The organism is Microbacterium sp. KSW4-4 (assembly GCF_023091185.1).
GTDB classification, from domain to species: Bacteria; Actinomycetota; Actinomycetes; order Actinomycetales; family Microbacteriaceae; genus Microbacterium; species Microbacterium paraoxydans.
In genome coordinates, this window is record NZ_JAHWXJ010000001.1 from 1,149,218 (window position 1) to 1,161,825 (window position 12,608).

At 70.7% G+C, this 12,608-nt stretch carries 12 protein-coding genes and 1 tRNA gene; 5 read left to right on the plus strand and 8 right to left on the minus strand.

The window, feature by feature from the left end; translation table 11 throughout:
- Positions 1–4 precede the first annotated feature (4 nt).
- The gene (locus KZC57_RS05685; protein ID WP_247641242.1) at positions 5–1,243 is read left to right on the plus strand and encodes a sensor histidine kinase; all 1,239 of its coding nucleotides are present in this window, start codon (positions 5–7) and stop codon (positions 1,241–1,243) included.
- Positions 1,240–1,908 (plus strand): response regulator transcription factor, encoded by a 669-nt coding sequence (locus KZC57_RS05690; protein WP_247641243.1) that lies wholly within the window; start codon positions 1,240–1,242, stop codon positions 1,906–1,908. The genes KZC57_RS05685 and KZC57_RS05690 overlap by 4 nt, the downstream gene beginning before the upstream one ends.
- Positions 1,909–1,915: 7 nt before the next feature.
- Here the strand turns inward: KZC57_RS05690 and KZC57_RS05695 are convergent, their stop codons facing one another.
- The 3 genes from KZC57_RS05695 to KZC57_RS05705 all read right to left on the minus strand — a co-directional run bounded on the left by KZC57_RS05695 (position 1,916) and on the right by KZC57_RS05705 (position 4,350).
- Positions 1,916–2,869: an aldo/keto reductase gene (locus KZC57_RS05695; protein ID WP_247641244.1), complete on the minus strand. Its 954-nt coding sequence runs from the start codon at positions 2,867–2,869 to the stop codon at positions 1,916–1,918.
- Between the two features lie 412 nt (positions 2,870–3,281).
- Positions 3,282–3,357: transfer RNA gene (locus KZC57_RS05700), tRNA-Thr, on the minus strand.
- Between the two features lie 42 nt (positions 3,358–3,399).
- Entirely contained in the window at positions 3,400–4,350 is a 951-nt protein-coding gene (locus KZC57_RS05705; protein ID WP_060921923.1) for a thioredoxin domain-containing protein, read from the minus strand.
- Between the two features lie 228 nt (positions 4,351–4,578).
- Between KZC57_RS05705 and KZC57_RS05710 the strand changes: the two genes are divergently transcribed.
- Both KZC57_RS05710 and KZC57_RS05715 read left to right on the plus strand, forming a co-directional pair.
- Positions 4,579–5,682: an ABC transporter ATP-binding protein gene (locus KZC57_RS05710; protein ID WP_060921924.1), complete on the plus strand. Its 1,104-nt coding sequence runs from the start codon at positions 4,579–4,581 to the stop codon at positions 5,680–5,682.
- A gap of 77 nt (positions 5,683–5,759) precedes the next feature.
- A complete protein-coding gene (locus KZC57_RS05715; protein WP_060921925.1) occupies positions 5,760–7,061 on the plus strand; it encodes a DUF4032 domain-containing protein in 1,302 nt (433 codons plus the stop codon).
- Positions 7,062–7,097: 36 nt separating this feature from the next.
- Here KZC57_RS05715 and KZC57_RS05720 read toward each other — a convergent pair whose 3' ends face one another.
- The 5 genes from KZC57_RS05720 to KZC57_RS05740 all read right to left on the minus strand — a co-directional run bounded on the left by KZC57_RS05720 (position 7,098) and on the right by KZC57_RS05740 (position 11,963).
- Positions 7,098–7,739, minus strand: a complete 642-nt coding sequence (locus tag KZC57_RS05720) for an NAD(P)-dependent oxidoreductase (RefSeq protein WP_060921926.1) — start codon at positions 7,737–7,739, stop codon at positions 7,098–7,100.
- 15 nt (positions 7,740–7,754) lie between these two features.
- Entirely contained in the window at positions 7,755–8,759 is a 1,005-nt protein-coding gene (gene rlmB / locus KZC57_RS05725; RefSeq protein WP_060921927.1) for a 23S rRNA (guanosine(2251)-2'-O)-methyltransferase RlmB, read from the minus strand.
- On the minus strand, positions 8,752–10,158 hold the full coding sequence (cysS, locus tag KZC57_RS05730; RefSeq protein ID WP_247641245.1) for a cysteine--tRNA ligase: 1,407 nt from the start codon (positions 10,156–10,158) through the stop codon (positions 8,752–8,754). The genes rlmB and cysS overlap by 8 nt, the downstream gene beginning before the upstream one ends.
- A gap of 9 nt (positions 10,159–10,167) precedes the next feature.
- Complete coding sequence (ispD, locus tag KZC57_RS05735; protein WP_247641246.1) at positions 10,168–11,412, minus strand: 2-C-methyl-D-erythritol 4-phosphate cytidylyltransferase; 1,245 nt, start codon at positions 11,410–11,412, stop codon at positions 10,168–10,170.
- Between the two features lie 68 nt (positions 11,413–11,480).
- Complete coding sequence (locus KZC57_RS05740; RefSeq protein ID WP_045255828.1) at positions 11,481–11,963, minus strand: CarD family transcriptional regulator; 483 nt, start codon at positions 11,961–11,963, stop codon at positions 11,481–11,483.
- Positions 11,964–12,096: 133 nt separating this feature from the next.
- On the opposite strand from KZC57_RS05740, the gene KZC57_RS05745 reads away from it, so the two are divergent.
- Positions 12,097–12,567, plus strand: a complete 471-nt coding sequence (locus KZC57_RS05745; RefSeq protein ID WP_060921931.1) for a hypothetical protein — start codon at positions 12,097–12,099, stop codon at positions 12,565–12,567.
- Positions 12,568–12,608 lie beyond the last annotated feature (41 nt).

Here is a 12,608-nt window from a genome sequence, read left to right on the forward strand (position 1 = left end):
CCGGGTGCCGGCGAAGCGACGCGGAACGGACACCGTCCGGGAGGACGAGGGGCTGCGGCTCCCTCGTCCTCCCGGCGTGTTCCGGCGTTTCTGGGCGCGCCATCCCGTCCTCGCCGACGTCCTGCTCACCCTGCTCTGCATCGTCCTCACGATCACACCCGCCGCGCGCATCGACGATGCCGACCGCGGCCCCGTCGGGCTCGCGCTCGCCGCCCTGCTGCCGCTCTGCGTGGTCGCCGCCTCCGCCACCCTGCTCTGGCGCCGACGGAAGCCGTGGCTCCCCGCGATCGCCGCGATCCTGCTCGAGGTCTTCCTGCTTTTCACCGCGCTGCCGGGAAGCAGCCCGCTGCTGCTTTTCGCCGGCTACTCCCTCGCCGTCTACCGCTCCACCCGTGCCGCGTGGACCGCTTTCGGCATCGGCGTCGCAGCCAGCGCCTCGGGAGCCGGACTTCTCCTCTGGGCCGGCATCTTCACACTCCAAGAGGCGGTCAACGCCCTGCTCGGCACGGTCGTGCTCGGCCTCATCGGCACACTGATCGGCGCGAACGTCGGCAACCGGAAGCGCTACCTGGACGCCGTCATCGACCGCTCCCGGCAGCTCCTCGTGGAGCGCGACCAGCAGGCGCAGCTCGCCGCAGCGGCGGAGCGGGCGCGGATCGCACGTGAGATGCACGACATCGTGTCGCACTCCCTGACCGTGGTCGTGGCGCTGTCCGAGGGTGCGGCCGCCACCCCGGACCGCGAACAGGCGCGCGCGGCGGCCACCTCTGCGGCGGACACCGCCCGCAGCGCGCTCACGCAGATGCGGGCGATGCTCGGCGTGCTCCGGGACGACGACGCCCCGCTCCTCCTCGCGCCGGTCTCGCCCGCCTCTCCACAGGAGACCGTCGCGGCGGCGCAGCGCACCGGTTATCCGGTCACCCTCGCCACGACGGGGCAGGCGGATGTCTCGTCCGACGTCGCCCATGCGCTCGGACGGATCGTGCAAGAGGGGGTGACGAACGCGATGCGGCACGCACCGACCGCGACGGCCGCGGCCGTGCGTCTGGAGTACGCGCCCGCTACCGTGGTCGTCGAGATCGTCAACGACGGCGCTGCGGGCTCTCCGGGCGAAGGAGGCTTCGGTCTCCGAGGTCTCCAGGAACGCGCTGCCCACGTGCACGGCACACTGGAGTCGCGGCCGGACGGCGCGGGCCGATGGATCCTCCGTGCCGTCCTGCCGACAGAGGAGGAGGACAGATGACATCGCCCATCCGTGTGCTCCTGGTCGACGACCAGGAGCTGATCCGCCTGGGGTTCCGCATGGTCCTGGAGGCGGAGCCCGACATCGTCGTGATCGGCGAAGCCGCCGACGGGAAGGCGGCGATCGCGCAGAGCGCCGCGCTCGCCCCGGACCTCGTGCTGATGGACATCCGCATGCCCGAGCTCGACGGGATCGCGGCGACGACGGCCATCGTCGGCGCCCACCCCGAGACGAAGGTGCTCGTCCTCACCACCTTCGACCTCGACGAGTACGCCTTCGGCGCGATCCGGGCCGGTGCCAGCGGGTTCCTCCTGAAAGACGCCCAGCGCCACGAGATGCTCTCCGCCGTCCGTGCCGTCCATCGCGGAGACGCCGCGCTGGCGCCGCGGGTGACCCGCGTGCTGCTGGAGCACGTCGGCTCGCAGCTCGGAACCGGCGCCCTCGACGAGGTCGACGACGCCGGGTACCGCTCCCTGACCGAGCGCGAGCGCGAGGTGTTCGTCGCGATCGGCCGCGGGCTCACCAACGCCGAGATCGCGGCGTCCCTCTACGTCGGCGAGTCCACCGTCAAGACGCATGTCGGGCGGATCCTGGCGAAGCTCGGGGCGCGGGATCGGATCCATGCTGTGATCCTCGCCCACCGGCTCGGCCTCGTCGGGCGGTGAGAGCGGGTCAGTCCTGTGGCGGCGTCCAGGCCGACACGCGGTTCAGGCGCTCGACCTCCGCTGTCGACAGCTCCAGCCGCGCTCCGGCGAGCAGATCCGGAACCTGATCCACCGTCCGGGCACTCGCGATGGGCGCCACCACGGTCGGCTGCGCCCGCAGCCAGGCCAGGGCCGTCGCGGCGACGGATGCGTCGTGCGCGGCGCCGATCTCATCCAGCGCGTCGATGATCCGAAGTCCAGCCGCGGTGGCGTACTTCGCGGCGCCGGCGGCCCGCGGAGACCCCTCTCCCCCGGCATCCGTCGAACGGTACTTGCCGGTGAGGAAGCCGCTCGCCAGCGCGTAGTACGGCACGAGGCTCAGCCCGAACTCCTCAGCGACGGGGATGATGGTGTCCTCGACGTCGTTGCGGTGCACGAGGTTGTAGTGCGGCTGGACGGCGACCGGTCGCGCGACGCCGAGGCGGTCCGCGATGTCGATCCACTGCCGGATGCGGTCGGCCGTGTAGTTCGACACCGCCACGTGCCGCACGAGCCCGTCCGTGACGAGGGCGCCGAACGCCTCGACCGTCTCCTCCAGCGGCACGGACTCGTCGTCGAAGTGCGCGTAGTAGAGGTCGATCTCGTCCAGTCCGAGGCGAGCGAGCGACGCTTCGGCCGCCCGACGGACGTTGCCGGCCGACAGGCCGCGGAAGGCCGGGTGCTGGCTGACCTTGGTCGCGACGACGACGCCCTGGGGCCGCCGCGACGCGAGCCATGCCCCGATGATCGTCTCGCTCTCGCCGCCCTCGTTGCCGGGAACCCAGGCACTGTAGGAGTCCGCCGTGTCGATGAAGTCGCCACCCCCGTCGACGAAGGCGTCGAGGACGGCGAAGGAGGCGTCACGGTCGGCGGTCCAGCCGAACACGTTGCCGCCGAGGGCGAGGGGGAAGACGTCGAGGTCACTGGAGCCGATGCGGGTCATGTCCGAGACAACCGCTGTGAGCGGCACGAACATTCCCGTGGCGGGGCGGAAAGATGCGCAGGTGGCCGGGGCGGGGTGCCGACCACCTGCACCCCAGTAACATAACACCCTCCGACGTGCTACGCGATATGCGGGCGCCCTGACATCACGGCGCTCCTGTCAGAAGACCAGAGCTCAGCCATCAGGCGGCGCTCACCGTCCAGAACACGGCGAGCACGATCGCCCACGTTCTCCGTCGCTGCAGTGCGAGCCGCTGCGGGATCAGCGACGGGCCGGGCTCGTCCGCGGGTTCGCTCATGCGCAGAGCCTAGCGCTGGGGCCGTGGGTGCCGGTGAAGTGGGCAGCACTCCTCGCCGAGATGCGCGAAAGGCCCGCATCCCCGTGTCTCCCGGGGGATGCGGGCCTTCCCGTATGGAGCCGACTACGGGACTCGAACCCGTAACCCCCGTATTACAAGTACGGTGCGCTACCAATTGCGCCAAGTCGGCGGATGCCATCACAGCTTAGCGATGGCCGGGACGCGCGGCGGACTACTTCGCCGGCGCCGACGTGGCCGTGGGGCTCGGCGTCGGAGTCGCCGACTCGTAGTAGGCTTCGCTGGCGACCGACATGACGAACGTCGACAGCTCCTGCGGGTCGTCCAGCGCGCCGACGTAGGCCTCGCCGTTCACGACGATCATCGGTGCGGCCGTGAGCACGAGGTCGTCGGAGCCGGGGAGCGGCCCCTCGAGCGCGCGAGTCGTCGCCTCCTTCGCCCAGCTGACGTAGTCGCCGTCCTGGATGCAGGAGCGCACAGTCTTGCCGTTGTCCACGCCGACAGCCCCCGCGAGGTTGGCGAGCTCTTCGTCCGACATCCCGTCGCTGCCCACATCGGGCTGGTCATCGAGCAGGTCGTGGTTGAACGCGTAGAACTGGTCCGGCGAGTGCGTCGCCACACAGGCGGCCGCGGCGGCGGAACGCAGCGAGTACTTGGTGCCGTTGGAGCTGGCGGTGAGCAGAGCGACCGGGTGGTAGCTGACCGTCGCGGCGCCGTCCTCGATCCACTGCGCGAGCAGCCGGGCGTTGGCGCGCTCGAACTTGCCCGCGTCGGGCGAGAGGTAGTCGACGTAGATGTGCACCTCGACAGCACCCGCCGCGGACGGCTCGGGCGACGGCGTCTCGCTGGCGCCGGCCTCGCTGGGCTCGGGCTCCGGCGTGGCGGAAGGGGTACCGGCGATCGCGGCGGAGGCGATGTCCGTCACCACGACGCCATCCGCCTCCATGCCGCTCGGGCTGAGCTGCGGCTTGGACGTCTGCGAGGTCACGGCGAGCGTCACGGCGGTCCCGATCGCACCGACCGCGATGATCGCGACCGCACCGATGATGATCCGTCGCATGAGACGCGCCCGCGACTGCTGGGCGTGCACCTTCTGTGCCTTCTCCCGCACGGCCTCGCGCGAATTGCGAGGGGCGGGGACGTTCGGCGTTTCGTCGCTCGACATCGTTCCTCTTGAGTCTCAGGGGGTCCGGGTTGGCCCCGACCACCGTCGGGCGGTGGTCGCCGCTGCGCACGGCCGGGTTCGATGCTAACCAGTGAGGCTGAGAAATACCCAGGTGCGGGCGTTCGTGCCATACTGATCCCGACCCGATGAAGGGTCACGGCGGGTCGCTCCGCCGCTTCATTCACTACGGATCGTCCGGCACGTACCTGCCGGTGAAGGAGAAACACGATGGCATCTGTGACTTTCGACGAGGCCACCCGCCTGTACCCCGGCGGCACCCGTCCGGCTGTCGACAAGCTCAACCTCGAGGTGGGAGACGGCGAGTTCCTCGTCCTGGTCGGTCCCTCCGGTTGCGGTAAGTCCACCTCCCTCCGCATGCTCGCCGGCCTCGAAGAGGTCAACTCCGGCCGCATCCTCATCGGTGACCGCGACGTCACCGACGTGCCGCCGAAGGACCGCGACATCGCGATGGTGTTCCAGAACTACGCGCTGTACCCGCACATGACCGTCGCCGAGAACATGGGCTTCGCGCTCAAGATCGCCGGCGTCGGCAAGGAGGAACGCGCCGCGCGCGTGCTCGAGGCCGCGAAGCTCCTCGACCTGGAGCAGTACCTCACCCGCAAGCCGAAGGCCCTCTCCGGTGGTCAGCGTCAGCGTGTCGCCATGGGTCGCGCGATCGTCCGTCAGCCCCAGGTCTTCCTCATGGACGAGCCGCTGTCGAACCTCGACGCGAAGCTCCGTGTCCAGACCCGTACGCAGATCGCGTCGCTGCAGCGTCGTCTCGGCGTCACCACGGTCTACGTCACGCACGACCAGACCGAGGCGCTCACCATGGGTGACCGCATCGCCGTGCTGAAGGACGGCCTGCTCCAGCAGGTCGGCTCGCCGCGCGACCTGTACGAGAAGCCGGAGAACGTCTTCGTCGCCGGCTTCATCGGCTCCCCCGCGATGAACCTGTTCTCGGCCGACCTGGCCGACGGCGGCGTGCGCTTCGGCACCGAGATCGTCCCGCTCGACCGCGACACCGTGGGCCGCGCCAACGGCTCGCAGGTCACGGTCGGCGTCCGCCCCGAGGACATCACCGTCGGCCCGGCCGACGGCCAGGGCCTGTCGGTCGTCGTCGACCTCGTCGAGGAGCTCGGCGCCGACGGCTACCTCTACGGCCACACGGAGATCAACGGCAAGCGCACCGACCTCGTCGCCCGCGTCGACGGCCGCAACCACCCGAACGCCGGCGAGACCGTCACCCTCGCCGCGAACCCGGGTCACGTGCACGCGTTCGACCTCGAGTCGGGCGACCGCCTGAACGACAAGCCGGTCGTCTCGGCCTGATCGGACACTCCACCGCGGCGCGGGCTGACTTCGGTCGCCCGCGCCGCGTCGTTTCCCCGGCACCCTCAGGAGCCCCCATGCAGGAATCCCTCCGGATCACCGCCAAGACGGTCGACCCCGGTCTGCTCGCTCTGCCCTGGTCGACGCCTCTGGAGAAGTGGCCGTCCGAGCACATCGTCTCGCTGCCCAAGGGCCTCTCCCGCCACCTCGTGCGCTTCGCGGACCTCTCCGGGCGGGTGGTGGCGGTCAAGGAGACGACGACGGAGATGGCGCGCCGGGAGTACGAGATGCTCGGAAACCTGTCGCGACTCGACGTGCCGTGCGTGGAACGCGTCGCGGTCATCGCGGGGCGCACCGACGCGGCGGGGGCGCCGCTCCCCGCGGCACTTGTCACCTCGCATCTGCGCTTCTCGATGCCGTACCGGGCGCTCTTCACCCGGGTGCTCCGTCCGGACACGGCCACGCGCCTCGTCGACGCGCTGGCGCTCCTGCTCGTGCGCCTGCACAACGTCGGCTTCTACTGGGGCGACGTCTCCCTCTCGAACACGCTGTTCCGCCGGGATGCCGGAGCCTTCGCGGCGTACCTCGTGGACGCGGAGACCGGCGAGCTGCACGAAGAGGGCCTCACCGACGGTCAGCGCGCCTACGACCTGGACCTCGCGCGCACGAACATCGCCGGCGAGATCATGGACCTCGCCGCGGGCGGTCGCCTGGAGCACGGGGTCGACGCCGTCGCCATCGCGGACGGCATCGTGTCGTCCTACCGCTCCCTCTGGGCCGAGCTCACCGCGCAGGAGTCCTTCTCCGCCGCCGAGACGTGGCGCATCACGGAACGCGTCGAGCGGCTCAACGCCCTCGGCTTCGACATCGACGAGATGTCGATGTCGACGACCGCCGACGGCACGGTCGTCGAGATCCAGCCCAAGGTCGTCGATGCCGGGCACCACCAGCGCCGGCTCATCCGCCTCACCGGTCTCGACGTCGAGGAGAACCAGGCCCGGCGGCTCCTCAACGACCTCGACGAGTTCCGTGCCCGCTCCACCAAGCAGTGGGCGGACGAGGAGATGTACGCGCACGAGTGGCTCACGCGCGTCTTCGAGCCCGTCGTCCGCGCGATCCCCTACGACCTGCGCGCCAAGCTGGAGCCGGCCGAGGTGTTCCACCAGGTGCTGGAGCACCGCTGGTACCTGTCCCAGGCACAGGGCCGCTCGGTCGCCCTCGCGGAGGTGCTGACGAGCTACATCAACGACGTGCTCCGCCACCGGCGCGACGAGGCCACCATCATGGGGCCGCCGACCGAGACGATGGGCCTCCCCGTCGTCACCGGTACGCTGGCGCTCGGCGACGACGACGAGGTGGACTGGCGCGACCTCGTCTGAGACCGTGCCCGCCCGTCGGCGCCGCGCCGGACGGCGTCAGTAGCCGACGGTGAACCGCTCGCGGTGGTGGTTGCCCTGCTCGATCTCGTCGACGATCGCGACGGCGAAGTCCGCCCCGGAGATGTACGACTTCCCGTCCTCGTCGCGGACGAGCACGTCACCGCCGTCCCGGTAGTGTCCGGTGCGCTCCCCCTCGGCCCACGGCCCGAAGACCTCGGCCGGGTGCACGAAGAACCAGTCCAGGCTCTCCGCGGTGCGCTCCAGGAGCGCGAGAGAGTCGATGCCGACCTGCGCCTCGTGCTTGTACTCCTCGGGGAACCCCTGATCGAACAGTCGGGGGCCACCGGGCGCGACGAGGCTGCCGCCCGCGCCGCCCACGACCCCGAGCCGGGTCTCGGTGCCGTCGAGCAGCGCCACCACGTTCGTCAGCGCCTCGAGGACACGGTCCTCCATGTCGCCGCGCGGCGAGAGCGCGGAGACCACGGCATCGGCACCCGCGAACGCCTCGGTCAGCGTCGCAGGGTCGAGCGCGGACCCCTGGACGTACGCCGCACCCGCGACCGGATCCGCGGGGGTCGAGCGCGAGATGGCGACGACCGCGTGATCGCGGCTCACCGCCTCCGCGACGATGTGGCGTCCGGCGTAGCCGGTTCCTCCCAGGACGATGATGCGGGCCATGCGTGTTCCTCTCGGTCAGTCCGCGGCGCGGACGGTCGCGACCTGGTACAGCGCGACCGAGGCCGCGATGCCGGCGTTCAGCGACTCGGTCGCCGCGGAGATGGGGATGGAGACGATCTGGTCGCAGGTCTCGGTCACGAGGCGGGACAAGCCCTTGCCCTCCGAGCCCACGACGATGACGACGGGACGGTCCGCCAGCTCCAGCGCGGGCAGCGAGACGTCGCCGTCGCCGTCGAGCCCGAGCACGAACACGCCCTGCTTCTTGAACTCCTTGAGCTGCGTGGTGAGGTTCGACGCCAGCGCCACCGGGATGCGGGCGGCCGCGCCCGCACTGGTCTTCCACGCCGCGGAGTTCACGCCGGCGGAACGACGCTGCGGCAGGATGATGCCGTGGCCGCCGAACGCCGCCGTCGAGCGGATGATCGCTCCGAGGTTGCGAGGGTCGGTGATCCCGTCGAGGGCGACGAACAGGGGCGTCTCGCCGCGATCGATGACCTCTTCCAGGAGGTCCTGCGGGTGGGCGTACTCGTACGGCGGCACCTTGAGGGCGACTCCCTGATGCACGCCGTCGAAGCCGGCCATGCGGTCGAGCTCCTGGCGGGTGACCTCGAGCACCGGGATGTCGCGGTGGGTCGCGATCGACAGCATCTCCTTGACGCGGTCGTCCATCTCGACGCGCTGCGCGATGTACATCGCGGTCGCCGGGATCTTCGCGCGCAGCGCCTCGAGCACCGAGTTGCGCCCGGTGACCGTCTCGGTGTCGTTGGTGTTGTCCTTCGACCTGGCGTTGCGGTTCGGGTTGCCCCCGGAGGCGGGACGCCCTCCGGGCTTGCCCTTGCCGCCCGCAGCCGCGTAGCGCTCAGCCGCAGCCTTGCGCTTCCCGGCGGGGTGCCACGCGCGGTCCTCCGCCTTCGGCGTGGGGCCACGCCCTTCGAGCGCCTTGCGCCCGAGACCGCCCGTGCCCTTGGTCGGGCCCTTCTTGTTTCCCTTGCTCGCGCCGGGGCGCCCTGGCTTAGCCATCGATACTCCAATGAGTTCCGGCCGGAGTGTCCTCCAGCGTGATTCCTGCGGCGGCGATCGCGTCTCGGATGCGATCCGCCGCCGCCCAGTCCTTCTCCGCGCGCGCGGTGGCGCGCTGCGCGATCATCTCCTGCACCAGCGCGTCCAGCGCCGCTGCCTGCGCATCCCCGGCGGCGCCGGATCCCGTGCGCGGGTTCAGACCGAGGATCCCGGTCATGGCGAGCACCGCCCGCGCCGCGTCCAGGGCCGTGCCGGTGTCGCCCGCGTCCAGCGCCGAGTTCCCGGCCCGCACGCTCTCGTGCACGACGGCCAGCGCCTGCGGCACGCCGAGGTCGTCGTCCATCGCCTCGACGAAGGCACCGGGCAGGCTCCGCGCGTCCTCGGCACCGATCTCCTCGCCGGCCGCGCGGACTGCGCGATCGAGGAAGGAGCGGATACGGCCGAGCGCCGCGTCCGCCTCCGCCCAGGACGATTCCGAGAGGTCGAGGCTCGATCGGTAGTGCGCGGCGGCGAGGGCGTAGCGCACGACCAGCGGGTCCCGCTCCGCGAGAACGTCCCGCGCGAGGGTGAAGTTGCCGAGGGATTTCGACATCTTCTGGCCGTCGACGGTCACGAGACCGTTGTGCACCCAGTAGCGGGCGAAGCCGTCACCCGCGGCCGTCGACTGCGCGAGCTCGTTCTCGTGATGAGGGAACCGCAGGTCGAGGCCGCCGCCGTGGATGTCGAACTCCGCACCGAGGTACCGCTTCGCCATGGCCGAGCACTCGATGTGCCAGCCAGGACGCCCCGGCCCCCACGGCGACGCCCAGGTCGCATCGGCGGGCTCGTCGGGCTTGGCGCCCTTCCACAGGGCGAAGTCCTGGGGGTTGCGCTTGCCCCGCGGGTCGGCGTCCTGCGCCGCCTCCATCGCGTCCACCGACTGATGGGTGAGATCGCCGTAGGACGGCCAGGAGCGCACATCGAAGTACACGTCGCCCGACCCGTCGGGAGCGGGATACGCGTGGCCCCGGTCGATGAGCAGCGCGATGAGCTCCTGCATCTGCGGGACGGAGGCCGTCGCCCGCGGCTCGTACGTGGGCGGCAGGATGCCGATGCCGGCGTAGGCCGCGGCGAACTCCTGCTCCATCCGGTAGGCGAGCGCCCACCACGGCTCGGCGTCCGTGGCGTTGGCGAGCACCTTGTCGTCGATGTCGGTGACGTTGCGCACGAAGGTCACTCGGCCGTGGCGGTGCGTCAGCCAGCGGCGCAGGAGATCGAAGCTCAGGGCCGCCCGGACGTGGCCGATGTGCGGGCCGGACTGCACGGTGGGTCCGCACACGTACATCGTGATGTTCTCGGGATCGAGAGGCACGAAGTCGCGCAGCAGCTGTGCGCGGGTGTCGTAGAGGCGGAGAGTCACCGCTCAAGCCTACTCGGCGGGCGCTGAGAGACCCTGCTCCGGTCGCGGGATGACGATCGCGACGGCCGTGACCGCGATCCCCTCGCCCCGTCCGGGGAAGCCGAGGCCGTCGGTCGTCGTGGCCGTCACGGCCACCGGAGCACCCCCGAGCGCCGCCGACAGCACCGCCTCGGCCTCCCCGCGTCGTCCGCTGAACCGCGGACGATTGCCCTGGAACTGGACGGAAACGTTGCCGATCATGAACCCCGCCGCCGCCAGGAGCTCCGCGGTGCGGGAGAGGAAGACGTCGGCGTGCGCACCCGCATACTCCGGGTGAGCTGTACCGAAGTGCTCGCCGATGTCACCGAGCCCGGCGGCGCCGAGCAGGGCGTCGACGATCGCGTGGGCGACCGCGTCCCCGTCCGAATGCCCGGAGAGCGCGGGCTCCCCCGGCCATTCCAGCCCGGCCAGCCACAGCGCCCCGTCGCCGCCGAACCCATGCACGTCCGTGCCGATGCCCACGCGCGGCCCGAGCCCGGCGACAGCCGACGCGCGAGGCACGGGAGACGAGACGGGCGCGGGCGCGACGAGGAGGCGGGCGCGCTCGAGATCGGCAGGGGTGGTGATCTTGAACGAACGCTCGGAGCCGGGCACCAGCCGCACCGCGTGCCCCGCCGCGGCGAAGAGCGCCGCGTCATCCGTGTACTCGACACCCTGGGCCGTCGCCTCCGCGTAAGCCGCTTCCAGCGGGCCACGCGGGAAACCCTGCGGCGTCTGCGCGGCTGCGAGTTCCGCACGATCCACGGTGCCCACGACGAGACCGTCCGCGACCCGCTTGAGCGTGTCCACGACCGGCAGGCTCGGTACGGCACCGGCGTCGCCGATCACGGCCGCCGCCACGGCGTCGATCACCTCGGGCGGGGTCAGCGCGCGCGCGGCGTCGTGCACGAGCACCGTGCTCACGTCCCCCCACAGCGCCGCGAGTCCGGCCGCGACGGATTCCTGCCGTGTCGCCCCTCCGGTGACCACGCGGCCCAGGTCGGCACGATCGCCGGCAGCCGCGAGCAGCTCGGTCTGCGCGTCGCCCTCGTATCCCGCGGGGGCGACGACGATGACCTGCATGGGAGCCGCAGCGAACACGCCGTCGAGGGCGTGCCGCAGGATGGTCCGTCCGTCGATGCCGACGAAGGCCTTGGGCGCCCCCGCCTCGAGACGGGTGCCGGAACCGGCGGCGACGACGATGATCGCGGTGTGCGGGACGGGGAGGATGCTCACAGCTTCACGTTACCCGCGGGAACGACGAAAGGCGGGTGCCGAAGCACCCGCCTTTCGTCGTTGACGTCTCAGGACGCGAGGACCTCGTCGAGCAGCGCGCCCGCCTTGTCCTCGTCGATCTTCTCGGCCAGTGCCAGCTCCGAGATGAGGATCTGCCGGGCCTTGGCCAGCATCCGCTTCTCGCCCGCGGACAGGCCGCGGTCCTGGTCGCGACGCCAGAGGTCGCGCACGACCTCGCTCACCTTGATGACGTCGCCGGACGCGAGCTTCTCCAGGTTCGCCTTGTACCGGCGCGACCAGTTGGTGGGCTCCTCGGTGAACGGCGCACGCAGCACCTCGAACACGTGGTCGAGGCCCTCCTTGCCGATCACGTCGCGAACGCCGACGAGGTCGACGTTCTCGGCCGGAACCTCGATGATGAGATCACCCTGCGTGACGTTGAGCTTCAGGTACTTCTTCGCCTCGCCCTTGATGATGCGCTCCTTGACCTCGATGATGGTCGCAGCGCCATGGTGCGGATAGACGACGGTCTCGCCAACCTCAAAAAGCATAAAAACATGTCCTTTCGGCAACCTCAAGGATACCACAGGGGATATGCGCTAAGGTTCGCGCTCCCTGTTCCCTGCGCGCTCCCGACTTACCCATAGAATGGGAGGGATATCCCGTCGGACCTCAGGAGGACCCGTGAAATCGCGCCTTGTCGCGTCTGCCGCCATCAGCGCCCTCGTTCTGCTCGGCGCGACCGGGTGCACGTTCATCACGCCGCAGTCGACGAAGATCGAGTACGCGGCCTCCGACGGCGTGAACGTCTCCGATCAGGACGGCCCCATCGCCGTGCGCAACGCCCTGATCATCGCGAACGAGGACGGCACGGTCGGCAACTTCGTCGGCGCCGTGGTCAACCCGTCGCAGGACCGCGCCACCCTGACGGTGTCGCTGGAGGGCGGCGATCCCTTCAAGATCACGGTGCCCGCCGGCGGAAGGATCAGCTTCGGCGCCGACGAGGAGCCCGTGGAGATCACGGGACTCGACACCATGCCCGGCGCGACCGTCGCGATGCACTTCCAGTCCGGCGACTCCGCCGGTGTGACGACCGAGATCCCGGTCCTCGACGGCACCCTGCCGTACTACTCGGACCTCGCTCCTCAGGACTGAGTCCCAGAGTCGAGGAGAGGCCGGCACCCGTGGGTGCCGGC

Bases quoted from the DNA above. Each gene is read 5' to 3' on its own strand.
- KZC57_RS05690 (WP_247641243.1), top strand. From the start codon at position 1,240: ATGACATCGCCCATCCGTGTGCTCCTGGTCGACGACCAGGAGCTGATC.
- KZC57_RS05695 (WP_247641244.1), bottom strand. From the start codon at position 2,869: ATGACCCGCATCGGCTCCAGTGACCTCGACGTCTTCCCCCTCGCCCTC.
- KZC57_RS05705 (WP_060921923.1), bottom strand. From the start codon at position 4,350: ATGTCGAGCGACGAAACGCCGAACGTCCCCGCCCCTCGCAATTCGCGC.
- KZC57_RS05710 (WP_060921924.1), top strand. From the start codon at position 4,579: ATGGCATCTGTGACTTTCGACGAGGCCACCCGCCTGTACCCCGGCGGC.
- KZC57_RS05715 (WP_060921925.1), top strand. From the start codon at position 5,760: ATGCAGGAATCCCTCCGGATCACCGCCAAGACGGTCGACCCCGGTCTG.
- KZC57_RS05720 (WP_060921926.1), bottom strand. From the start codon at position 7,739: ATGGCCCGCATCATCGTCCTGGGAGGAACCGGCTACGCCGGACGCCAC.
- rlmB (WP_060921927.1), bottom strand. From the start codon at position 8,759: ATGGCTAAGCCAGGGCGCCCCGGCGCGAGCAAGGGAAACAAGAAGGGC.
- KZC57_RS05740 (WP_045255828.1), bottom strand. From the start codon at position 11,963: ATGCTTTTTGAGGTTGGCGAGACCGTCGTCTATCCGCACCATGGCGCT.